The 20,692-nt window shown below is 71.3% G+C and carries 20 protein-coding genes and 1 pseudogene; 9 read left to right on the top strand and 12 right to left on the bottom strand.

Going from position 1 to position 20,692, the window contains the following annotated elements; translation table 11 throughout:
• Window positions 1-12: 12 nt before the first annotated feature.
• Window positions 13-1,548, bottom strand: a complete 1,536-nt coding sequence (locus VIG79_RS16775) for an MFS transporter (protein WP_331887669.1) — start codon at window positions 1,546-1,548, stop codon at window positions 13-15.
• Window positions 1,549-1,645: 97 nt separating this feature from the next.
• Between VIG79_RS16775 and VIG79_RS16770 the strand changes: the two genes are divergently transcribed.
• Both VIG79_RS16770 and rlmN read left to right on the top strand, forming a co-directional pair.
• Window positions 1,646-2,233, top strand: coding sequence for a TetR/AcrR family transcriptional regulator (locus VIG79_RS16770; protein ID WP_331887667.1), 588 nt, complete (start codon window positions 1,646-1,648; stop codon window positions 2,231-2,233).
• 15 nt (window positions 2,234-2,248) lie between these two features.
• The gene (gene rlmN, locus VIG79_RS16765) at window positions 2,249-3,415 is read left to right on the top strand and encodes a 23S rRNA (adenine(2503)-C(2))-methyltransferase RlmN (protein ID WP_331887665.1); all 1,167 of its coding nucleotides are present in this window, start codon (window positions 2,249-2,251) and stop codon (window positions 3,413-3,415) included.
• Window positions 3,416-3,426: 11 nt separating this feature from the next.
• On the opposite strand, the gene VIG79_RS16760 is transcribed toward rlmN, so the two are convergent.
• The 5 genes from VIG79_RS16760 to VIG79_RS16740 all read right to left on the bottom strand — a co-directional run bounded on the left by VIG79_RS16760 (window position 3,427) and on the right by VIG79_RS16740 (window position 7,471).
• The gene (locus tag VIG79_RS16760; RefSeq protein ID WP_331887663.1) at window positions 3,427-3,795 is read right to left on the bottom strand and encodes a VOC family protein; all 369 of its coding nucleotides are present in this window, start codon (window positions 3,793-3,795) and stop codon (window positions 3,427-3,429) included.
• A 2-nt stretch (window positions 3,796-3,797) separates the two neighbouring features.
• A complete protein-coding gene (locus VIG79_RS16755) occupies window positions 3,798-4,580 on the bottom strand; it encodes a metalloregulator ArsR/SmtB family transcription factor (protein ID WP_331887707.1) in 783 nt (260 codons plus the stop codon).
• 62 nt (window positions 4,581-4,642) lie between these two features.
• Window positions 4,643-5,476, bottom strand: a complete 834-nt coding sequence (locus VIG79_RS16750; RefSeq protein ID WP_331887661.1) for a class I SAM-dependent methyltransferase — start codon at window positions 5,474-5,476, stop codon at window positions 4,643-4,645.
• A gap of 19 nt (window positions 5,477-5,495) precedes the next feature.
• Complete coding sequence (locus tag VIG79_RS16745; protein ID WP_331887659.1) at window positions 5,496-6,290, bottom strand: maleylpyruvate isomerase family mycothiol-dependent enzyme; 795 nt, start codon at window positions 6,288-6,290, stop codon at window positions 5,496-5,498.
• Between the two features lie 35 nt (window positions 6,291-6,325).
• Window positions 6,326-7,471 (bottom strand): Rossmann fold nucleotide-binding protein, encoded by a 1,146-nt coding sequence (locus VIG79_RS16740; RefSeq protein ID WP_331887657.1) that lies wholly within the window; start codon window positions 7,469-7,471, stop codon window positions 6,326-6,328.
• A gap of 128 nt (window positions 7,472-7,599) precedes the next feature.
• Between VIG79_RS16740 and VIG79_RS16735 the strand changes: the two genes are divergently transcribed.
• From VIG79_RS16735 to VIG79_RS16725, 3 genes are all read left to right on the top strand, one after another.
• Complete coding sequence (locus VIG79_RS16735; protein ID WP_331887655.1) at window positions 7,600-9,498, top strand: propionyl-CoA synthetase; 1,899 nt, start codon at window positions 7,600-7,602, stop codon at window positions 9,496-9,498.
• A 12-nt stretch (window positions 9,499-9,510) separates the two neighbouring features.
• The gene (locus VIG79_RS16730; RefSeq protein ID WP_331887653.1) at window positions 9,511-10,452 is read left to right on the top strand and encodes an AEC family transporter; all 942 of its coding nucleotides are present in this window, start codon (window positions 9,511-9,513) and stop codon (window positions 10,450-10,452) included.
• Window positions 10,453-10,525: 73 nt separating this feature from the next.
• Window positions 10,526-11,056, top strand: a complete 531-nt coding sequence (locus VIG79_RS16725; protein ID WP_331887651.1) for a pyridoxamine 5'-phosphate oxidase family protein — start codon at window positions 10,526-10,528, stop codon at window positions 11,054-11,056.
• A 10-nt stretch (window positions 11,057-11,066) separates the two neighbouring features.
• On the opposite strand, the gene VIG79_RS16720 is transcribed toward VIG79_RS16725, so the two are convergent.
• The 3 genes from VIG79_RS16720 to VIG79_RS16710 all read right to left on the bottom strand — a co-directional run bounded on the left by VIG79_RS16720 (window position 11,067) and on the right by VIG79_RS16710 (window position 13,641).
• On the bottom strand, window positions 11,067-11,630 hold the full coding sequence (locus VIG79_RS16720) for a DinB family protein (RefSeq protein WP_331887649.1): 564 nt from the start codon (window positions 11,628-11,630) through the stop codon (window positions 11,067-11,069).
• Window positions 11,631-11,732: 102 nt separating this feature from the next.
• Window positions 11,733-13,157 (bottom strand): aspartate aminotransferase family protein, encoded by a 1,425-nt coding sequence (locus VIG79_RS16715; RefSeq protein ID WP_331887647.1) that lies wholly within the window; start codon window positions 13,155-13,157, stop codon window positions 11,733-11,735.
• 10 nt (window positions 13,158-13,167) lie between these two features.
• Window positions 13,168-13,641, bottom strand: a complete 474-nt coding sequence (locus VIG79_RS16710; protein ID WP_331887645.1) for an Lrp/AsnC family transcriptional regulator — start codon at window positions 13,639-13,641, stop codon at window positions 13,168-13,170.
• 78 nt (window positions 13,642-13,719) lie between these two features.
• On the opposite strand from VIG79_RS16710, the gene VIG79_RS16705 reads away from it, so the two are divergent.
• Window positions 13,720-15,156: a gamma-aminobutyraldehyde dehydrogenase gene (locus tag VIG79_RS16705; protein ID WP_331887705.1), complete on the top strand. Its 1,437-nt coding sequence runs from the start codon at window positions 13,720-13,722 to the stop codon at window positions 15,154-15,156.
• Window positions 15,157-15,350: 194 nt separating this feature from the next.
• On the opposite strand, the pseudogene VIG79_RS19895 reads toward VIG79_RS16705, so the two are convergent.
• A pseudogene (locus VIG79_RS19895) lies at window positions 15,351-15,641 on the bottom strand (RidA family protein); the annotation flags it as partial.
• Complete coding sequence (locus VIG79_RS16700) at window positions 15,581-16,753, bottom strand: low temperature requirement protein A (RefSeq protein ID WP_331887643.1); 1,173 nt, start codon at window positions 16,751-16,753, stop codon at window positions 15,581-15,583. The pseudogene VIG79_RS19895 and the gene VIG79_RS16700, both read right to left, overlap by 61 nt.
• 145 nt (window positions 16,754-16,898) lie before the next feature.
• Here VIG79_RS16700 and VIG79_RS16695 point away from each other — a divergent pair, with 145 nt between their 5' ends.
• Window positions 16,899-17,336, top strand: a complete 438-nt coding sequence (locus VIG79_RS16695) for a hypothetical protein (RefSeq protein ID WP_331887641.1) — start codon at window positions 16,899-16,901, stop codon at window positions 17,334-17,336.
• 77 nt (window positions 17,337-17,413) lie between these two features.
• Here the strand turns inward: VIG79_RS16695 and VIG79_RS16690 are convergent, their stop codons facing one another.
• On the bottom strand, window positions 17,414-17,641 hold the full coding sequence (locus VIG79_RS16690; RefSeq protein WP_331887639.1) for an HNH endonuclease: 228 nt from the start codon (window positions 17,639-17,641) through the stop codon (window positions 17,414-17,416).
• Window positions 17,642-18,189: 548 nt separating this feature from the next.
• Between VIG79_RS16690 and speB the strand changes: the two genes are divergently transcribed.
• Together speB and VIG79_RS16680 are read left to right on the top strand one after the other, a co-directional pair.
• Window positions 18,190-19,200 (top strand): agmatinase, encoded by a 1,011-nt coding sequence (gene speB / locus VIG79_RS16685; protein ID WP_331887637.1) that lies wholly within the window; start codon window positions 18,190-18,192, stop codon window positions 19,198-19,200.
• A 26-nt stretch (window positions 19,201-19,226) separates the two neighbouring features.
• Window positions 19,227-20,690: an NAD-dependent succinate-semialdehyde dehydrogenase gene (locus tag VIG79_RS16680; RefSeq protein WP_331887635.1), complete on the top strand. Its 1,464-nt coding sequence runs from the start codon at window positions 19,227-19,229 to the stop codon at window positions 20,688-20,690.
• The last annotated feature ends 2 nt before the right edge of the window (window positions 20,691-20,692 follow it).

Genomic DNA, 20,692 nt, shown 5'->3' with positions numbered 1-20,692 from the left:
ACGACGCCTGCGTCAGGCGGGCTCTGGTACGGCCGCCGCCAGCGGCTCGTCGGTTCGGGCATTGTCGCGGGTGAAGTGGCGTCCGGGTAGGGCCACGGCCGCGACGGCGGCGCCGACCAGGCAGATGACAGCGACGAGCGCACTGCCGGCGTGCATCCCCGCCATGAACGCGTCTCGCGCGGCGGCCGTCAGCTCGGGCTGGCCCTGCGCGATCGCGGCGGCGGCGACGACCGACTCGCGGGCCTGGGCCTGCGTCGCCTCGGGAAGCCGGTCGAACGCTCCGCTACTCAGGGCGGCGCCATAGACCGACGCGAAGACCGAGCCGACCACCGCGACGCCCAGCGTGGCGCCGAGCTCCCGCGTCGCGTCGTTGACCGCCGACCCGACCCCGGCCCGGGCCGGTGGCAGGACGCGAAGGATCGACTCGGTGGCCGGGGTCGAGATGAGACCCATCCCGAGGCCCAGGAGCACCATCTGGGGAACGATCGACGTCGCGTACGGGACGTCCACCGGGCTGGCCGCGATCCACGCCATGGCCGACCCGAACATCAACAGTCCCGTGGTCACGACGACGCGGGTACCCAGGCGGGGAGCCAACATTCCGCCGGCGACCGAGGCTACGGCGATGCTCACCGCCACGGGGAGTATGCGGGCGCCGGTCGAGAGGGCGTCGTACCCGCGGACGACCTGGAAGTACTGGGTGACGAGGAAGATGAAGCCGGCGAGAGAGAAGAAGGTAACGGTCACGGCGCCGCTCGCAGCGCTGAACCGCCGGTCAGCGAAGAGGGTGATGTCGAGCATCGGGTGAGCGGCTCGCCGTTCGACGATGACGAACGCGACCAGCATGACTGCGCTGCCAGCGAACCCGATGATCGTGACCGGGGACCCCCAGCCCCGGCTGGGCGCCTCGATGACCGTCCACACCAGCAGGCCGAGCATCGCGGTGGAGAGAACGAGGCCGCGTCGGTCCAGCGGCGGGGCAGCGGGGTCGCGGGACTCGGGGACGAGGAACACGGCGAGTCCGGCGGCCACGAGGGCGAGCGGCGCGAGCGCCAGGAACACACTGCCCCACGAGAAGTGGGTGAGCAGCAGGCCGCCGACGACGGGGCCGGTCGCGACGCCGACCCCGACGACGGCGCCCCAGCCACCGAGCGCGGCGGCCCGCTGCCGACGGTCGGGGAAGGCGTTGGAGATCACCGACAGGGTCGCCGGGAAGATCAGCGCCGCGAAGACGCCCATGACGACCCGAGCGGCGATGAGCGCGGTGTCGGTGGTGACGAGGCCGCCGACGATGCTCGCTCCGGCGAAGCCCACGAGGCCCACGAGCAGCGCCGGACGGCGTCCGTACCGGTCGGAGAGGCTCCCCGCGGCCAGGACGAAGGCGGCGAAGGCCAGGTTGTACCCGTCGACGACCCACTGGAGATCCCGCGTGCCGGACCCGAGATCCCGGGCAATGCTCGGCAGCGCCACGTTGACGATCGTGGTGTCGAGGTTGATCGCGAGGACCGCGGTGTACACCGCGGCCAGGATTCCGGCCTTGCGCTTCATGGGGACCTCACGAGCCAGCGAATGTGGACAGTGTCAACATCGACAAGTGGAACACACGAATGTGGACAGTGTCAACATGTCGGCTAGGATCACGGACGTGAAGGCCTACCATCACGGCAACCTCCAGGCGGAGCTGCTGCGCACCGCCGTGGACCTGGCCCGCGAGGAAGGCCCGTCGGGTGTGGTCCTGCGCGAGGTGGCCCGCCGGGCAGGGGTCTCGCACAACGCCGCATACCGGCACTTCGCCGACCGCGAGGAGCTGCTCGCGGCCACGGCCGAGGCCGGTCAGGACGAGCTGTCCCGCGCCATGGCCAACCGGGCGGCGCGGGTCCGGGGCAGCGACCCCGCGGATCGGTCGGTGCGACGGCTACGCGAGATCGGCAAGGCGTACGTCCTCTTCGCCGTGCGGGAGCCCGGACTCTTCGCGACCGCCTTCGCCGCCACGGTGAAGCGCCCCGGCGACCAGCCCGGTCCCTACGAGCTGCTCAGCACCGCCCTCGACGAGATGGTCGCGTGCGGCACCCTGTCATCCGACCGTCGCGAGGGCGCCGAGGTGGCCTGCTGGTCGGCCGTGCACGGGTTCGCCCTGCTGCACATCGACGGACCGCTGAAGGACGTGCCGGCCCGCGAGCGGAACCGACAGCTCGAGGCGATGCTCGATGCACTCCAGCACGGTCTGGGTTGAGAGACTGGTCTCCTGATGACCGACCTCCCGACGCCCACGAGCACCCCACCGAAGCCGGGCCAGCTGACCTTCGCCGCGCCGCGGCGGGGGAAGCCGCCGCGCCACCTCGCCGACCTCACGTCCGCTGAGCGGCGTGACGTGGTGGAGTCGTTGGGCCACAAGGGCTTCCGGGCCAAGCAGCTCTCAACCCACTACTTCGAGCGGCTGGTGGACACCCCGGACGAGATGACCGACCTGCCCAAGGGCGTTCGCGACGACCTCGTCCGCGACCTGCTGCCCACCCTCCTCACCCCGATGGTGCAGCGGACCGCGGACGACGGCCAGACCGTCAAGTACGCGTGGCGGCTCCATGACGGCGCGATCGTCGAGTCGGTCCTCATGCGCTACCCGAACCGCGTCACGATGTGCATCTCGAGCCAGGCCGGCTGCGGGATGAACTGCCCGTTCTGCGCCACCGGGCAGGCCGGCCTGACTCGCAACCTCTCGACCGCGGAGATCGTCGAACAGGTCGTGTATGCGGCCCGCTCGCTGCGCCGCGGCGAGCTCGCCGGCGGGGGCGACGAGGAGGAGCGCGCGACGCCGCTGCGCGTCTCGAACGTCGTGTTCATGGGCATGGGGGAGGCGCTGGCCAACTACAACGCTGCGATCGGCGCCATCCGCCGGCTGGTCGACCCGGCGCCGGAGGGCCTGGGCATGTCCGCGCGGGGGATCACCATGTCGACCGTCGGCCTCGTCCCCGCGGTCGACAAGCTGGCGGCGGAGGGCATCCCGGTCACGCTGGCCCTCTCGCTGCACGCGCCGGACGACGAGCTGCGCAACGAGCTGGTCCCCATCAACACCCGGTGGTCCGTCGACGAGGCGCTCGACGCCGCATACCGCTACTTCCAGACCACGAAGCGGCGGGTGTCGATCGAGTACGCCCTGATCCGTGACATCAACGACCAAGCCTGGCGCGCCGACCTGTTGGGCCGCAAGCTCACCGCCCGCGGCAAGGGCTGGGTGCACGTCAACCCGATCCCGCTCAACCCCACGCCCGGGTCGAAGTGGACGGCCTCGCGTCCCGGAGTGGAGCAGCAGTTCGTCGAGCGCCTCCGGGCGGCCGGCATCCCGACGACGATCCGCGACACCCGCGGCCAGGACATCGACGGCGCCTGCGGGCAGCTGGCCGCATCCACCGCCTGACGCCCCACTCGTCAGGAGGCGGACTCCACGACGTAGAAGTGGTTGCCGTCGGGGTCGTCGAACTCGAACATCGGCGGCACCTGGTCCCACTGGAGAAGGTCGCCGACCGCGACGCCGCGGGCCGCGAGGTCGGTGCGCTCGGCTGAGGCGTCGGCCACCGCGAACCGGATCCCGGTGTCGGTCGGTCCCTCCGGCTCGCCGGCGGTCAGGGCCAGCGAGGTCGTGGCTCCCCGCGGCGCCACCTCGACCCAGCGCTGCGTCGGGCTGATCGGCGCGTCGAGGCGTTTCTCGAAGCCGAGCGTGCCGACGTAGAAGTCGAGAGCGGCGTCCTGGTCGCGGACGGTGACGCCGATGGTGCGGACGTCGGTCATGGTGGTCATCGTCATGCCTCCTGAGCGGTGGTGGTGTCGGGCCCGCCGTACATGAGCGAACCGGGGGTGGTCAGGGTCTCGCCGGTCTCCAGCCACGTCTTGAGGCCGGAGAGGATCATCGGCCAGCCGCCGTAGAGCTCCGGCGGTGCGTCGTCGGAGAGCTGGTCGTGGGTGACAGTCAGTCGGCACGAGTCGCCGACCGGCTCGATCTCCCAGGTCACCCGCGAGGTGCCCTCACGCTTGGCGTCCTCGCTCCAGAGGGTGTGCATCGTCTGGACCAGGCGCAGTGGCGGGTCGACGACGAGGTTCTCGCCCTCGGCCAGCGGCCGCTCCGCACCGGGGTGCTCGAGCGTGTAGCGCGACCCCGGCGTCCAGTCCGAGCGGGCGCTGACGCCGAAGTGGTACTTCGCGCGAATGACCGGGTCGACGATCGCCGCCCACAGCCGGTCCGGCGTCGTGCGGATGTAGATCTCGAAGACCTTCTCCATGGTGTGCTCCAGCTCGGTCTTGAGGCCGGCCAGTCCGGCGGCCCAGGGTTCGGTGTACTTGCTCACCCACCGGTCGTGGATGAGGCGGATCGGAACCGGGTTGAGGAAGTGCAGCTTCTCCCGGCCCCGGCGGCGACTGACGACCAGCCCGGCCTCCTCCAGGAGGCGCAGGTGCTTGGCCACCGCGATCCGGGTCATCTCACGCCCGGCGGTGAGGGCGACCAGGGACTGGCCGTCCTGCTCGTGCAGGGCGTCGAGCAGGGACCGACGAGTCGGGTCGGCGAGCGCCCGGAACACGGTCTCCATACTCATCAGAATAGGAAACCAAATGGTTTCCTGTCAAGGGACGCGCGGTATGTCGGCGCCCGTCAGGGGTTGCGGGCCAGGGTGTAGCGGACTCCTTGGCTGAACGTCACCGAGCCGTCGGGAGCGGCGGCGTCCTCGATGATGCGGGTCGCGGCCTCGCGGATCCCGGCCCGCTTGTCCTCCGGGGTCAACCCCCAGAAGCCGCGCTGACCGGTCGACATCGTGAAGCGGTACCAGTGGTCTGGGCCCTCGAACCGCACCGGGACGGCGGTCTCCGTGCTGCGTGCGTCCCGCCAGCCGGCTTCGGTGAACAGGCCCTCGACCCCGGAGCTCGACTCGAACGGCCCGGCGACCCCGCTCGTCCGCGCGTCGAGGAGCTGCGGCGGAAGGTAGGGCGCGAACAGCGCGTCGATGCTGTTCCACGTCGGGTCGGGGGGCCCGAACGTCGCTACCCCGACTCGGCCACCCCGCCGCGCCAGCGTGCGCCACCGGGCCAGCGCTTCGCCGGGGTCGGGCAGGAAGAAGAGGACGAGGGACGCGGACAGCAGGTCGAAGCCGTCGCCGGCGACGGAGCCGAGATCGGGCTCCTGGGCGTCCATCGCGAGGACCTCGACCTGGGTCAGGTCCTCCTCGGCTGCCAGCGCGGTCGCCTGGGCGACCATGACCGGCGACAGGTCGCCGCCGACAACCGAGCCGGTCGGGCCGACCGCCCGAGCGATCGGGAGCAGGGCGGCGCCGCGCCCGCAGCCGAGGTCGAGGGCGCGCTCCCCGGGTTGCGGGTCGAGCTCGCCGACCAGCCCGTTGGCGATCGGCTGGAAGAAGTCCACCCCGACCTGGTCGTAGCTGTCGGCCACGGCGTCGAAGAGGGATCGGAGCGTCTCGCGTTGTGCGTCCACGACGCTGATCCTGTCGTGCTCAGTCGGTGAAACACAGCCCCCGGAACCGGTGGAGCAGATCGTCGTCCAGCGCCGAGGCGTCGGCGTCGCCCGTCGGGTCGCCGTGGCGCTCGTAGAGCCACAGCAGCAGCTGACCACCGGTGCCGGTCACCGTCGGGACCCCGCCGGCCTCGAGAGCCGCCCGCGAGGTCGACGTCACCGTCGCCGTACCCGGCACGTCACCGTCGGCCACCAGCCACGCCGCGCCGCTGTCGAGGCAGGCCAGGCCGAGCCGGCCCTCGAGCGGCGCGGGCAGCGCGTCCTTGCCGTCGGCGGCGTCGTCGGCGTCGTCGGCGTTGGACACCGACACCTGCAGGAACTCGTCCACGGCGTCGGCGCCGACGGCCGGGTCGATCCGCACCGTCCCGCCGGCGGCGTGGGCCACGTCCCAGTGGTGGCCGACCGCCTCCTGCACCTGGTGGCGGATGACGAACCCGGCGGTCTGCTGCGACGGCGCCCAGGTCCAGACGCGGATCGCCGGATCGGCCTCACCGAGCACCCGCACGAGCCGCTCGGCGCCGGAACGGAACACGGCCAGGGTCGCCTCGTCGCCGGCCGGCTCCGGCTCCACGAGGTCGTCGGGTCGCTCGGCGTGCCGGTCCTCGACCAGGGTCGCCCAGAACCACTGCACCCGGGTGAGGTGGTGCACGACGTCGCGCACGGTCCAGCCCGGACAGAACTCGACGTCGGCGTCGAGGTTTCCGGCCGCCGCCTCGGCGAAACCGCGGCTGTGGTCGGCGATGGCAGCGGCACACTCCTGCTGGCTCAGTGGCATACCGCCACCGTAGGTCCGGACCCCGACGACGGCCGTCAGACCGCCGCCACCAGGGCGACCGCCTCCTCCGCCTCGTCGACCAGATGGATGGACCGCCCCATCTCTCCCCGTTCCCGCGCCATCGCGCGCAACAACGGCCAGACCGGGAACGTCTCGACCCAGTGGTCGACGCCGACGAGGACCAGGGGTGGGCGCGTGTCGCCGTCCGCCGCGTAGTACAGCCGGGTCGCCAGCTGGAACACCTCCTGCACCGTCCCGGCCTCTCCGGGCATGACGAGGACGCCGGCGTTCGACCGCACCAGGAGCCCGTCCTCGCGGACCGCGTTGGAGAAGTACTTCGCGATCCCCTCGGCGAAGACGTTCGGCGGCTCGCGTCCGTAGAACCACGTCGGGACGCCGAGTGACCGGGGCTGGGGGTCGGGAGCGCCGGCCTCGGCGGCCGGGGCCGGGGAGCCGGCCCGCGGCGTGACCCGCGGCCCGAACGACTCGAGCACCTCGAACGCCACGCGAGCCCAGGCGTCCACGTCAGGGACGAACGTCGGGACCGGGCGGAGCCGCTCGAGGGCCTCGTCGAGCGCGTCCGCCGACGGCGCCACCGCGCCCAGGTTCGCCGCCTCCATCGCCCCCGGACCGCCGCCGGTCGCGACGAGGAGACCGGCCGCGGCGAGGGCGTGGCCGGTCCGGGCCGCCGCGGTGTACCCGCCGGTGCCGCGAGGCACCTGATGCCCGCCCATGATGCCGACGACCCGGCGACCCTCCACCCACTCGTCGAGGGCGTCGCTGATCGAGTCGTCGTGGATGGCCTTGAGCAGGGTGGCGTACGCGTCGTCGGCCAGCCGCATGTCGCGGGCCCACTCGTACGCGCGGGAGTCGACCGTGGCTGCATACCCGCCCGGTCCGTCGAGGCCGGCGTAGAGCTCGGAACCGGTGTACAGGTGCGCGCGGAAGACGTCGACGGGCGTGTCCGGGTCCTCCGGGAAGACGACGGCGCCGTGGGACTGCAGGTGGACCAGCAGGGCCGACGAGACCTCGCCGCCCAGCACCACCAGACCGCTGAGGCGCGTCTCGCGCAGCAGGGCCTTCTCGACTGGCCCGAGGTCCAGATCCTGGAGCCGAACCCCTCCGAGCGGACGGCCGGCGCCGAGCCAGTCGGCCAGCTCGGCGGTCGACTGGATCTCCACACCGGGATCGTGTCACTGGTCTGGGTCCCCGCGAAGTATCGGAGCGAAGCGTGGGCCCCCACGACGGCTCGACGCGAAGCGCCGAACGTCGTGGGGAGAACGTCGTGGGGTGACCTAGTGTCGGGAGCATGAGCACCGGTGCCTACGCGACGACGTACGCGCGCAGCCTCGAGGATCCACAAGGGTTCTGGAGCGAGGCCGCCCAGGACATCGACTGGATCACCCCGCCGGACCGGGTCCTCGACGACTCGCGGCCGCCGTTCTACCGGTGGTTCCCGGGCGCGACCCTCAACACCTGCTTCAACGCGCTCGACCGGCACGTCGACGCCGGCCGCGGCGAGCAGGTGGCCCTCCACTACGACTCGCCGGTCACCGGGACGAAGCGCTCGATCACGTATGCGGAGCTGCTCGCCGACGTCCGCCGGCTCGCCGGCGCACTGGTCGGCGCGGGCGTCGCGAAGGGCGACCGCGTCGTCATCTACCTGCCGATGGTCCCCGAGGCGGTCGTGGCGATGCTGGCCTGCGCCCGGATCGGCGCGGTGCACTCGGTGGTGTTCGGCGGGTTCGCGCCGGCCGAGCTGGCCGCCCGCATCGACGACGCCCGGCCTAAGGTCATCCTCGCCGCGTCGTGCGGCGTCGAGCCGAGTCGCATCGTCGAGTACACCCCGATCATTGCCTTGGCCCTTCAGCGGACGTCTCACAAACCCGAGGTCTGCGTGGTCCTCCAGCGCGAGCAGGGCCCGGCCGAGCTAACGGCGGGCGACGTCGACTGGGCCGACTTCGTGTCCTCACCGGCGGCCGTCGCGGGCGCCGACTGTGTCGAGGTCGCCGCGACCGACCCGCTCTACATCCTCTACACCTCCGGGACCACGGGGAAGCCGAAGGGCGTCGTCCGCGACAACGGCGGCCACGCCGTCGCGCTGCGCTGGTCGATGGAGAACGTCTACGGCGTCCAGCCAGGGGAGACGTGGTTCACGGCCAGCGACGTCGGTTGGGTCGTCGGCCACTCCTACATCGTCTACGCGCCGCTGCTCACCGGCTGCACGACGGTCCTCTACGAGGGCAAGCCGGTGGGCACTCCGGACGCCGGGGCGTTCTTCCGGGTGATCTCCGAGTACGGCGCCGTCGCGATGTTCACCGCGCCGACCGCATACCGGGCCATCAAGAAGGAGGACGCCGCCGGCGCGAAGGCCGCCGCGTACGACCTCTCCTGCCTGCGGACCCTGTTCCTGGCCGGCGAGCGGCTGGACCCCGACACCTGGCAGTGGGCGAGCGACCGGCTCGGGATCCCGGTCGTCGACAACTGGTGGCAGACCGAGACCGGGTGGCCGATCGCCGCCAACCTGCGCGGCCTCGAGACGCTCCCGATCAAGCCGGGCTCGCCGTCGGTGCCGGTGCCCGGGTATGCGGTCACGGTCCTCGACGAGAAGGGGGCGCCGGTCGACCCGGGTGTCGAGGGCGCCATCTGCCTGCGACTGCCCATGCCGCCCGGCACCCTGCCGACCCTGTGGGGCGACGACGACCGCTACGTCGCGTCCTACCTGTCGGCGTTCGACGGCTACTACCTGACCGGCGACGGCGGCTACCTCGACGAGGACGGGTACCTCTACGTCATGGGCCGCACCGACGACGTCCTCAACGTCGCCGGGCACCGGCTCTCGACCGGGTCGATCGAGGCGGCGCTCGCCGGCCATCCCGACGTCGCCGAATGCGCGGTCATCGGCGTCGCCGACGAGCTCAAGGGCCAGGTCCCACGAGGGCTGGTGGTGCTCAAGGCCGGGGTCGACGCCGAGAGCGACGGGGAGCGGATCCGGGCCGAGCTCGTGCAGCGGGTCCGTGACGAGGTCGGCGCGGTGGCGGCGCTGCGGCGGGTCGACATCGTCGGCGCCCTGCCCAAGACCCGGTCCGGGAAGATCCTGCGCAGGACCATGCGAGAGATCGCTGACGGCCGGAGTCCGGCGACGCCGCCGACCATCGAGGACGTCTCGGTCCTGGAACGGCTCACGCCGGTCCTGCGGGGCTCCTGACAGCATCGGGGAATGCTCGGCGTCCTCCAAGGCTTCGCGACGATCGCTGCGGTCGTCGCGCTCGGCTGGGCCCTCGCGCACTACGGCGTCCTCGGGACCAGCGGCCAGCTGTTCCTCAGCCGGCTCGCGTTCTACGTCGCGTCACCCGCGCTCCTGCTCGTCGTCATGGGCCGTACCCCGATCAGCGCGATCATCTCCGCGAACCTCGTCGCCTCGGCCGTGTCGGTCGTGGTCACGGTCGGCGTGTACCTCGCCATCGCCCGAGTCCGGTGGAAGCCACCCCTGGGCGAGTCGGTCATCGGCAGCCTCTGCTCCGCCTACGTCAACGCCGGGAACCTCGGCATCCCGATCGCCCTCTACGTGCTCGGCGACATCTCGCTGATGGCGCCGACGCTGCTGTTACAGCTGCTGGTCATCACGCCGATCTCGCTGGCCCTGCTCGACGCCGACCGCAGCGGCCGCCGTCCGTCGCTGCTGACGGGGTTCCGGAGCGTGACCCGCAACCCGATCACCATCGCGGCGATGGCCGGGGTGCTGCTCTCGCTCGTGGCTCCGTACATCAACCCGGACCTCCTGGCCGCCCTGCTGCAGCCGGTCCAGCTGGTCGGCAACATGGCGGTCCCGGCGATGCTCATCGCCTTCGGCATCTCGCTGCGCCGTGGCCCCAAGCCCGGAGCGGCGGGCTCACGCGCTCACGTGGCGACGCTGGTCGGACTGAAGCTGGTGTTCCAGCCGGTCGTTGCGATCGCCGTCGGGTATGCGGCGGTGGGGCTGCGGGGGACGGCGCTCTTCGCGGCGGCGGTCACCGCGGCGCTCCCCACCGCCCAGAACGTCTTCACCTACGCCAACACCTACCGGCGCGCCACGGTGCTCGCGCGGGACGCGGTGTTCGTGAGCACGTTCCTCTCGGTGCCGGTGATCCTGCTCATCTCGGTGTTCTTCGCTCGGACCTGAGCAGTGGAGGCCGCTGCACGCAACGACGTCGAGCCACCCGACTGATTCCGGCCGCCGGGCGAGTCCCACTCCTATGGACACTCACAACCTGGCCGACCTGTACGACCTGCCGACGCTGGACTGGGAGTCCGTCCGGCACGTGATGGACAGTGGCGTGACGCAGGCCCCCGACTCCGGTGGCCCCAACCGGCACTCGTCCTGGCTCACGACGGTGGACCCCGATGGCACGCCGCATACGACCGCGGTGGGCGCGCTCTGGGTGGACGGCACGTACTGGTTCCAGACCGGACCGGGCACCCGGAAGGCGCGCAACCTCGCCCAGAACTCGAGGTGCTCGATCGCCGTGGCCACCCAGAAGTTCGACCTCGTCGTCGAGGGCACCGCCGAGCCGGTGACCGACCCGGAGACGGTCGCCGCCATGGCCGCGCGCTGGGCCGAGGGCGGCTGGCCGGCCCACCCGGACGAGTCCGGACGGGCCATCACGGCCGAGTACAGCGCGCCGTCGGCCGGCCCGCCACCGTGGACGGTCTACCGGGTGACGCCGGTTACGGCGACCGCGGTCGCCACGGTCGAGCCCGGCGGAGCGACGCGCTGGACCTTCTGAGCGCCGGCGGTCACTGGCCGGTGCGGCCGTCCACGCACTCGCGCAGCAGGTCGGCGTGGCCGCAGTGGCGGGCGTACTCCTCGACCATGTGCAGGAGCAGCTCGCGCAGGGAGATCGTCTGGTCGTCGCGGTAGGTGTACACCTCGCCGAGGTCGGGGTGCTCCTGCACGAACGCCTCGGCGAACGCGATCTCCCGCTCCCAGTCGGCGAAGGCCTGCGCGACGACCGACTCGTCGGCGACCGCAGCGTCGAACGCCTGGTCCGGGTCGGCCTCCGACCAGTAGAGCCGCGGCGCGTCCTCGCGAGCCGCCCGCAGGCGGAACCAGTCACGCTCGACCTTGGCGAGGTGCCGCACCAGCCCGAGCAGCGACATCGTCGACGGCGGCACCGAGCGGGTCGCCAGCTGCTCCGGCGTCAAGCCGTCGGTCTTCATCCGCAGCGTGATCCGGTACGCCCGCAGGTACTCCTGCAGGTTGGTCCGCTCGTCGACGACCTCGATCTGCCCGTGGTCGCGGGGGTCCTCCTCGGGGTCGACCCACATGTCGGGAAACGTCTGCGCCTGGCTCGGGGACATCCGGCGAGTATGCCGGGGCCGGCGCGCCCGGTCGAACGGGTTCCCCTAGGCCCTCCCCACAACCTCCCTCTCGTCGATGGAGATGGTGCCGCCGACGCGCCGTCAGATGTGGGCCAGCGCGCCTTCGAGGACCGAGCGCAGCCGAGAGGTGATGTCGGCGAACTCCGGCGGCCCGATGATGAGCGGTGGCGCCAGCTGGACCACCGGGTCGCCCCGATCGTCGGCCCGGCAGTACAGGCCCGCGTCGAACAGCGCCCGGGACAGGTACCCACGCAGCAGCCGTTCGGACTCGGCGTCGTCGAACGTCTCCCGCGTCACCTTGTCCTTGACCAGCTCGATCCCATAGAAGTAGCCCTCGCCGCGGACGTCTCCGACGATCGGCAGCTCCAGCAGTGTCTCCAAGGAGGCCCGGAACGCCGGTGCGTTCTCGCGGACGTGGTCGTTCAGGCCCTCCCGCTCGAAGATGTCGAGGTTGGCCAGCGCCACCGCCGACGAGACGGGGTGTCCGCCGAACGTGTACCCGTGTGGGAACGACGTGGTCCCGTGCCGGAACGGCTCGAACAGCCGGTCGCTGGCGATCATCGCGCCGATGGGGGAGTACCCGCTGGTCATCCCCTTAGCGCAGGTGATGATGTCCGGCACGTAGCCGAAGTCGTCGCAGGCGAACATCGACCCGATCCGCCCGAACGCGCAGATCACCTCGTCGGAGACCAGCAGCACGTCGTACTCGTCGCAGATCTCCCGCACCCGCTGGAAGTAGCCGGGCGGCGGTGGGAAGCAGCCGCCGGAGTTCTGGACCGGCTCGAGGAACACCGCCGCCACCGTGTCGGGACCCTCGAACTCGATCGCCTCGGCGATCCGGTCGGCCGCCCACAACCCGAACGCCTTGGCGTCGTCGCGCAGGTGCTCCGGCGCGCGGTAGTGGTTGGTGTTGGGCACCTTGAAGGCCCCGGGCACCAACGGCTCGAACATCTCCTTGGCCGCCGGGATGCCGGTGATCGACAGCGCGCCCTGGGGGGTGCCGTGATAGGCGACGTTGCGGCTGATGACCTTGTGCTTGGTCGGCTTACCGGTCAGCTTGAAGAACTGCTTGGCCAGCTTCCACGCCGTCTCGACCGCCTCGCCGCCCCCGGTCGTGAAGAAGACGCGGTTGAGGTCACCGGGCGCCCCGGCCGCGAGACGCTCGGCGAGCTCGACGGCGCGCGGGTGCGCATACGACCAGAGCGGGAAGAACGCGAGCTCCATCGCCTGCTTCGCGGCCGCCTCCGCGAGCTCGGCCCGGCCGTGCCCGACCTGGACGACGAAGAGGCCGGCGAGTCCGTCGATGTACTCCTTGCCCCGGTCGTCCCAGATCGTGTAGCCCTCGCCGCGGACGATGAGCGGTGGCCCGGAGCCCTCGGTCTCCCATGCGGACTGCCGGGTGAAGTGCCCCCAGAGGTGGTTCCGGGCGGCGTCCGCATACGTCGAGCCGGACGGCGTATGCGTCGGGCCGGCGGGCTCACTGAAGGTGTCGGGTGTCGTGGTCATGTCTGGACTCCTACCGGGTTCCCCATCGGTACTGCTGCTTGTTGAGCTTGAGGTAGACGAACGTCTCGGTCGCGCCGACGCCGGGCAGGCCCCGGATCTGGCCCATCACGACGTCGAGGAGATGGTCGTCGTCCTCGCAGACCACCTCGACGAGCAGGTCGAAGCTGCCGGCGGTGGTGACGACGTAGGAGACCTCCGGCATCTCGCACAGCGCGTCGGCGACCAGGCGGACGTCGCCCGGGACCAGGACCCCGACCATGGCCTGCCGGGTGAATCCCACCTGGAGCGGGTCGGTGACGGCGACAATCTGCATGACGTCGCCGTCGATGAGCTTCTGGACCCGCTGCCGGACCGCAGCCTCGGACAACCCGACCTCGCGCGCAATGGTGACAAACGGCTGGCGGCCGTCCTCCTGGAGCAGCTCGACGATGCGCTTGGAGACGTCGTCGAGCGCCGGCAGAAGCCCGTTGGTGCGGTTAGGCATGGTCGTGATCCTCCCTGACGACGAAATCCGTCGTCAACCCCTGGATCAGGAACGAAATCCGTGGTTGTCTGGGTCGCCATGAGGACCCTGCGCAACTTCGTCGGTGGCGACTACGCCGACCCCGAGTCCGACGCCCGCAGCGACGTCGTCGACCCCTCCACCGCCCAGGTGGTCGCCAGCGCCCCGGTCTCGTCGGCCGCGGACGTCGACGGCGCATACCGATCCGCCGCCACCGCCTTCGAGATCTGGGGCCAGACCACTCCGAGCGAGCGCCAGCAGGCGCTGCTCAAGTTCGCCGACGCGATCGAGTCGCACGCCGACGAGCTCGTCCGGCTCGAGGGCGAGAACACCGGGAAGCCGCACGCGCTCACCGCGAGCGAGGAGATCCCGCCGATGGTCGACCAGCTCCGGTTCTTCGCCGGGGCGGCGCGGGTGCTCGAGGGCCGGGCCGCGGGCGAGTACCTCGCCGGTCACACGTCCTGGGTCCGGCGCGAGCCGATCGGCGTCGTCGGCCAGGTCACCCCCTGGAACTACCCGATGATGATGGCGATCTGGAAGATCGGCCCCGCGCTCGCGGCCGGCAACACCGTCGTGCTCAAACCGAGCGATACGACCCCCGAGACCACCCTCAGGCTGGCCGAGCTGGCCGCCGAGTTCCTGCCCCCGGGCACCTTCAACGTCGTCTGCGGCGACCGCGACACCGGGCGGGCCGTGGTCGAGCACCCGACCCCCGCCCTGGTCGCCATCACCGGGTCGGTCCGGGCCGGTATGCAGGTCGCGGAGAGTGCATCGCACCAGGTCAAGCGGGTGCACCTCGAGCTCGGCGGCAAGGCGCCGGTCGTCGTCTTCGACGATGCCGACCTCGAGAAGGCGGTCGAGGGGATCGCCGTCGCGGGGTACTTCAACGCCGGTCAGGACTGCACCGCGGCCACCCGGGTGCTCGCGGCGCCGCGCATCCACGACGACTTCGTCGCGGCGCTCAGCGAGTACGCGCGCGGCTCGGCCACGGTCGGGATGCCGGACGACGACGACGCCCTGTTCGGGCCGGTCAACAGCGCCGGACAGCTGGACCGGGTAACCGGGTTCCTCGACCGGCTGCCCGACCACGCCTCCGTGGGGGCGGGCGGCCACCGCGTGACGGCGCTGGGAGACGGCTTCTTCCTCGAGCCGACTGTGGTCTCCGGGCTCCGTCAGGACGACGAGGCGGTTCAGGACGAGATCTTCGGACCGGTCATCACCGTGCAGCGGTTCGACGACGAGGCCGAGGCGATCCGCTGGGCCAACGGCGTCGACTATGGGCTCGCGTCCAGCGTGTGGACCAAGGACTTCGGCCGCGCCATGCGGGTCTCCAAGGCCCTCGACTTCGGCTGCGTCTGGATCAACACCCACATCCCGCTCGTCGCGGAGATGCCGCACGGCGGGTTCAAGCGGTCCGGCTACGGCAAGGACCTGTCGATGTACGGGTTCGAGGACTACACGCGGATCAAGCACGTCATGGCCAACATCGAGCCCTGACGCCCTGGTCGCCTCACAACCGGCGGGGCACCATCGCGATGGCCTCGATCGACACCAGGAGGCCCCGCGGCAGCCGGACGTTGGCCGGTGCGGACCGGGCCGGCGGCGGGTCCGGCATGTGTCGCTCGTGCACCGCGTTGAGCGGCCGGGAAGTGGTCCACCTCGGCGTAGAAGATGGTGGTCTTGACGACCTCCGCGAACAAGCAGCCCGCCGCCTCGAGGATCGCGGAGAGGTTGGTCAGGGCCTGCTCGGTCTGGGCGTGGATGCCCTCGGCGACGACCCCCGTGACCGGGTCGATGCCGACCGTGCCGAACAGAACACGAAGTCCCCGGCGACGATGGCTTGGCTGTAGGGGCCCGGCGCTGCGGGCGCCCGGTCGGTCGTGACGGCGCGGGTCTCGATGCGTACCTCCGATGAGTCGGGTCAGGTGTGGTCCACGTCGGTGGTCTTGGCTCGCCAGCCGATGCGGCTGTTCATCCGCCACTCCACGACGTTGAGCCCGGTGACGGCGACGGCGGCCAGAGCCAGGACGACGAGCCCCGGCACCACCAGGGCAAGCGGGATGAGCACCACCATCACACCGGCGGTGGTGAGCCGGGTGACCGAGACCAGGTGGAACATCGCCCACCGGGTGAACCCGAACGTCGCGAGGTACAGCGCCGTCCCGCCGAGCAGCATGGCGGCCACCGCGATCTCCAGGTGGTGTGTCGGCTCGGCCACCGTCCCGTGCAGCCCGACCGCGAGCAGGATGATCGCGAAGATGAAGAGGAAGTGCCCGTAGCTGAGGACGAGACGGGTGATGTCGAGCTGCACGCTGGCGCTCCCCATCGCATACCGGACGGCCTGGGCGGCGAACTGGAAGTAGACCCACCAGAGCCCACAGACCAGGAGGAAGGCGGCTGCGACCGCTACCCCGACCCAGACGGTGAGGCCGTGGTCGCCCCGGGTCGACGCGCCGATCGCGACGACGGACTCGCCCAGCGCGATGAGCACGAACAGCCCGAACCGCTCCGAGAGGTGAGCCGCGTTGACGTGCAGTCGTCGGAGCCGAGAGCGGAGCACGGTCGGGGTCGACAGGTCGATGACGGCGGCTGCCGCCCAGATCACCTCCCTGACCACGTCGTCGGTGAGCGCGCCCACCACCAGCAACGGCCCGGTCAGCACCATGCTCACGGTGACGGGCGTCAGACCCGGCCACCGTCCGTGTCGCACACCTCGCAGCACGTCCCGGCCGAGGACGAGCCGACCGACCCAGTAGGCGCCGGCGAAGAGCAGGCTCAGCCCGCCGTAGACCTCGGGCAGGGCGATGGCCATGAAGATGGCGCAGAGGGCGATGGTGAACACGGCGATCCGGGTCGGGGCGCGGTCGACGTCCTGCAGGTTGGTCTGGATCGCGGTGCCGACCCAGAGCCAGTAGAACGGCACGAAGACGATGGCCGCGCGCAGGACGCCGCCCCACGAGTGGTCCACCTCGAGCAGCCCGGACACGCCGGTGACGGCGAAGACGAAGACCAGGTCGAAGAAGAGCTCGGGCCAGCCGACGCGCTTCTCCTGCTCCTCCTGCGGCTCCTCGGGGTGGTGCTGCTCGTCGGTCATGAGTCCTCCCGGTCGGTCGGCGCCGCTGCCGGGTGGCGCCCGCAGCTGCGGGCTCTCCGGAAGGGTAGGCAGCAACCCGGCGCAGCCGCCATGGACGGTGCCAGTCTGGACCGACACGCTCCACCAGCCCCTGAGAGACCAGGCCATGCCCACGACTCGGTTCACCGTCCACACCAGCCTGCCGCCGACCGAGGTGATGACCCTGTTCACCGACTTCGGTCCCGATCGGCCCGGTCGCTGGCCGAACATCGACGAGTCGCACTTCGCGGTGCACGACCAGGGCCCCGACTGGGCCGAGGTCACGGAGGGCAACGCGATGGGCTGGGAGCGCGAGCGGTACTCCTGGGACACCACCGCGGCCACCGTGACCGTCGACACCCTCGAGTCGAACCTGTGGGACGTCGGTAGCAGCTGGCACTATGCGCTGACGCCGGCCTCGACGGGAACCGACGTCCAGGTCACGTTGCACCGCGTCCCGAAGTCCTTCCGAGGCCGCCTCATCGCCGCGCTGATCCCTCTCGTGGGAGCGCGCACGCTCGGGAAGCAGCTCGAGTCGGTGTTGCGCACCGCGGAGCCTCGCTGACGTCACCGCGTCCGGCCGCGAGCGAGGTCTCGAGATGTCGTTCGAGTGGGCTGAGCGGCTCGAGCGGCTCGAGCGGCTCACCGGGTAGCACTGGGGGTGCGGTCGAGACGTACCCATGGCCGGTGGGCGTGACCGTCACGACGGTATGCGCGGGCCAGGCACCCCGGCGGTGGCGCCGGCTCGGGTCTGGCCCTCCAGCCGGGCTGCTGCTTGGTGTGGTGGCACCGCACGCACAGCCCTTGTCCGTTGGCGACGCTCGCCGGACCGCCCTGTGCGTGGTCGACGACATGGTCGAGGTGGCCCACGGGGGCGTCGCACCACGGAGTACGGCAGGTGCCCCGACCTCGAGGGCCGCCAGCGTGCGGGGGAGGTGGCGCACCAGCGAGAGAGCCACCGCTAGGTGACGGCCCCCGGGGGAGGGTGACACGCGGCGAGCCAGTGCCACCTGACCGGCCACCCCGACCTCCCGCGTCGCTCGGCGGCGACGCCGAGTCGATCCGGAGTCTGGCTCCGCCGCGTCGACGGACGCCGGTCGCGCCTGATCCCGTGCCGCGCGCCACCCGTCGAAGTCGTTGTCGTCGGCGCGCACTCGCGGGCGCGCTCCCGCCACGCCTCGGCGACCTCGGCCTGCGACTCGGCGAATTCCGCAGTGATCCGTGCCCGCGCCGCAGCGCACGCTGCCTTGACCCGTTCGAGAGCGGTCAGCCGGTACACCCGATCGGCGTCGGACAGGGCGATGTCGATCGCGTCAGCTCCATCATCACGTCCTCGAACATGCGTTCTATTCTAGCGTCAATTACCCTGGCGCACAACGACTTTCGCCATCCTGAAACGCGTGGACTACGGTTGCCACATGACCCGCTACGGCGCGCAGTACGGCCCCGACGTCACGTTCCTCGGCGTCGACCGCTGCGACCTCTCCGACGAGAGCACGTATGCTCGCGCCGACGTTGTCGTGCTCGGTGCGCCGTTCGACGGTGGTACGTCCCACCGTCCCGGCGCGCGGTTCGGCCCGCAGGCGATCCGGACCACCGACTACCTGCCGCACGACGGCTCGCGGCCCTCGCTGGCCCTGCGGACCGACGGCCTGCGGGACCTGCGGGTGGTCGACGCCGGCGACGTCGAGATGTACTCCGGGGACATCGAGGTCGCGCTCCCGGCCCTCGAAGCCGCTGTCGAGCGCGTGGCCAGGGCGGGCGCCATCCCGGTGATCCTCGGCGGCGACCACTCGATCGCCTACCCCGACGCCAAGGGGGTGGCCAACGTCCTCGGCCACGGCCTCGTGTCGATGATCCACTTCGACGCGCACGCGGACACCGGCGACGTCGAGTTCGGCTCCCTGTGGGGCCACGGCCAGCCGATGCGTCGGCTACTGGAGTCCGGCGCGGTGCGCGGCGACCGGTTCCTCCAGGTCGGGCTGCGCGGGTACTGGCCGCCGCCCGAGACCCTCGACTGGATGGCGGTCGAGGGTTTCCGCTCCTACGAGATGACCGAGATCAGCCGGCGCGGGCTCGACACCTGCCTCACTGAGGCGTCCCGGATCGCCACCGACGACTGCGACGGGGTCTTCCTGTCGGTCGACATCGACGTCTGCGACCCCGGTCACGCGCCCGGGACGGGGACCCCCGAACCCGGAGGGCTCACGGCCCGGCAGCTGCTCGACGCCGTCCGCCGCCTGTGTCTGGAGCTACCGATCGTCGGGATCGACGTCGTCGAGGTCAGCCCGCCCTACGACCACGCCGACATCACCGCCGCCCTCGCGAACCGCGTGGTCCTGGAAGCCCTCTCGGCGATCGCGAGGCGACGCCGCGACGCCGCCGGCGGCGACGCGTACGACCCAGACCGTCCCCTCCTCGAGCGGTGAGATGGGACCGGCCGTAGGTTTCAGGTATGCCGGCACCGACGCAGAAGACCCTCCTCGACACCGTCCCGAAACAGCTGCTCATCGGCGGCTCGTGGCGGGACGCCACCGGCGGCAACACCCTCGCCGTCGAGGACCCCGCGACCGGCCGGACCCTGACCCACGTGGCCGACGCCACGGTCGCCGACGGCCGGGCCGCGCTCGACGCCGCCGTCGCGGCACAGCGCGGCTGGGCGTCCACGGCCCCCCGCGAGCGCGGCGAGATCCTGCGCGCCGCATACCAGCGGATCACCGAGCGGGCGGACGAGTTCGCCCTGCTGATGACCCTCGAGATGGGCAAGCCGCTGGCCGAGTCGCGCGGCGAGGTGGCCTACGGCGCCGAGTTCTTCCGGTGGTTCTCCGAGGAGTCGGTGCGGGTTCACGGCCAGTGGGCGACTTCCCCGGACGGGAAGACCCGGCTGATGACCATGAAACAGCCGGTCGGACCGGCGCTGATGATCACGCCCTGGAACTTCCCGCTGGCCATGGGCACCCGCAAGATCGGACCCGCGGTCGCCGCCGGCTGCACCATGGTCGTCAAACCGGCCCAGCAGACCCCCTTGACCATGCTCCTGCTGGCCCAGGTCCTGCAGGAGTGCGGGCTGCCCGACGGTGTGCTCAACCTCGTCACCACGTCGCATACGGGCGAGGTCTGCGAACCGCTGATCCGCGACCCGCGCCTGCGCAAGCTGACCTTCACGGGCTCGACCGAGGTCGGCCGGAAGCTCGTCGAACAGTCCGCCGAACAGCTCCTGCGGGTCTCGATGGAGCTCGGCGGGAACGCCCCGTTCCTCGTTTTCGAGGACGCCGACATCGACCGGGCCGTCGAGGGCGCGATGCTTGCGAAGATGCGCAACATCGGCGAGGCCTGCACGTCGGCGAACCGGTTCTACGTGCACGAGTCGGTGGTGGAGGAGTTCTCCCGGAAGTTCGCGGCGCGGATGTCGCGGCTGACGATCGGCAAGGGGACCCGCAAGGACGTGACCGTTGGCCCGCTCATCGACGCCAAGGCGGTGGCCAAGGTGACCGAGCTGCTCGACGACGCCGTCGCGAAGGGCGCCCGCGTGGTCACCGGCGGGCAGCCGCAGCGGGGGGCCGGCTACTTCTTCCAGCCGACGGTCCTCGCCGACGTCCCCACCAGCGCCCGCCTGCAGAAGGAGGAGATCTTCGGCCCAGTCGCCCCGGTGACGGCGTTCCGGACGGAGGCGGAGGCGCTGCGGATGGCCAACGACACGGAGTTCGGGCTGGTGGCCTACCTCTTCACCACCGACCTGAGCCGCGCCGTGCGCCTGAGCGAGGCGCTCGAGTACGGCATGGTCGGGGTCAACCAGGGCATCGTGTCGAACCCCGCCGCACCGTTCGGGGGCGTCAAGCAGAGCGGGTTCGGGCGCGAGGGCGGCTTCGAGGGGATCGAGGAGTACCTCGAGACCAAGTACGTCGGCATCGCCCTGTGACG

The sequence above is a fragment of the Lapillicoccus sp. genome (assembly GCF_036559105.1).
Lineage (GTDB): Bacteria > Actinomycetota > Actinomycetes > Actinomycetales > Dermatophilaceae > Lapillicoccus.
Note: the sequence above shows the minus strand (reverse complement) of the source record. Positions and strands in the feature narration are given on the sequence as shown.

What these genes read in the sequence shown, in the direction of transcription:
- VIG79_RS16695 (WP_331887641.1), top strand. Translation starts at nt 16,899, where the DNA reads ATGCCCACGACTCGGTTCACCGTCCACACCAGCCTGCCGCCGACCGAG.
- VIG79_RS16755 (WP_331887707.1), bottom strand. Translation starts at nt 4,580, where the DNA reads ATGGAGACCGTGTTCCGGGCGCTCGCCGACCCGACTCGTCGGTCCCTG.
- VIG79_RS16715 (WP_331887647.1), bottom strand. Translation starts at nt 13,157, where the DNA reads ATGACCACGACACCCGACACCTTCAGTGAGCCCGCCGGCCCGACGCAT.
- VIG79_RS16725 (WP_331887651.1), top strand. Translation starts at nt 10,526, where the DNA reads ATGGACACTCACAACCTGGCCGACCTGTACGACCTGCCGACGCTGGAC.
- VIG79_RS16705 (WP_331887705.1), top strand. Translation starts at nt 13,720, where the DNA reads ATGAGGACCCTGCGCAACTTCGTCGGTGGCGACTACGCCGACCCCGAG.
- rlmN (WP_331887665.1), top strand. Translation starts at nt 2,249, where the DNA reads ATGACCGACCTCCCGACGCCCACGAGCACCCCACCGAAGCCGGGCCAG.
- VIG79_RS16745 (WP_331887659.1), bottom strand. Translation starts at nt 6,290, where the DNA reads ATGCCACTGAGCCAGCAGGAGTGTGCCGCTGCCATCGCCGACCACAGC.
- VIG79_RS16735 (WP_331887655.1), top strand. Translation starts at nt 7,600, where the DNA reads ATGAGCACCGGTGCCTACGCGACGACGTACGCGCGCAGCCTCGAGGAT.
- VIG79_RS16730 (WP_331887653.1), top strand. Translation starts at nt 9,511, where the DNA reads ATGCTCGGCGTCCTCCAAGGCTTCGCGACGATCGCTGCGGTCGTCGCG.
- VIG79_RS16700 (WP_331887643.1), bottom strand. Translation starts at nt 16,753, where the DNA reads ATGACCGACGAGCAGCACCACCCCGAGGAGCCGCAGGAGGAGCAGGAG.
- VIG79_RS16680 (WP_331887635.1), top strand. Translation starts at nt 19,227, where the DNA reads ATGCCGGCACCGACGCAGAAGACCCTCCTCGACACCGTCCCGAAACAG.
- VIG79_RS16720 (WP_331887649.1), bottom strand. Translation starts at nt 11,630, where the DNA reads ATGTCCCCGAGCCAGGCGCAGACGTTTCCCGACATGTGGGTCGACCCC.
- speB (WP_331887637.1), top strand. Translation starts at nt 18,190, where the DNA reads ATGACCCGCTACGGCGCGCAGTACGGCCCCGACGTCACGTTCCTCGGC.
- VIG79_RS16775 (WP_331887669.1), bottom strand. Translation starts at nt 1,548, where the DNA reads ATGAAGCGCAAGGCCGGAATCCTGGCCGCGGTGTACACCGCGGTCCTC.
- VIG79_RS16710 (WP_331887645.1), bottom strand. Translation starts at nt 13,641, where the DNA reads ATGCCTAACCGCACCAACGGGCTTCTGCCGGCGCTCGACGACGTCTCC.
- VIG79_RS16760 (WP_331887663.1), bottom strand. Translation starts at nt 3,795, where the DNA reads ATGACCACCATGACCGACGTCCGCACCATCGGCGTCACCGTCCGCGAC.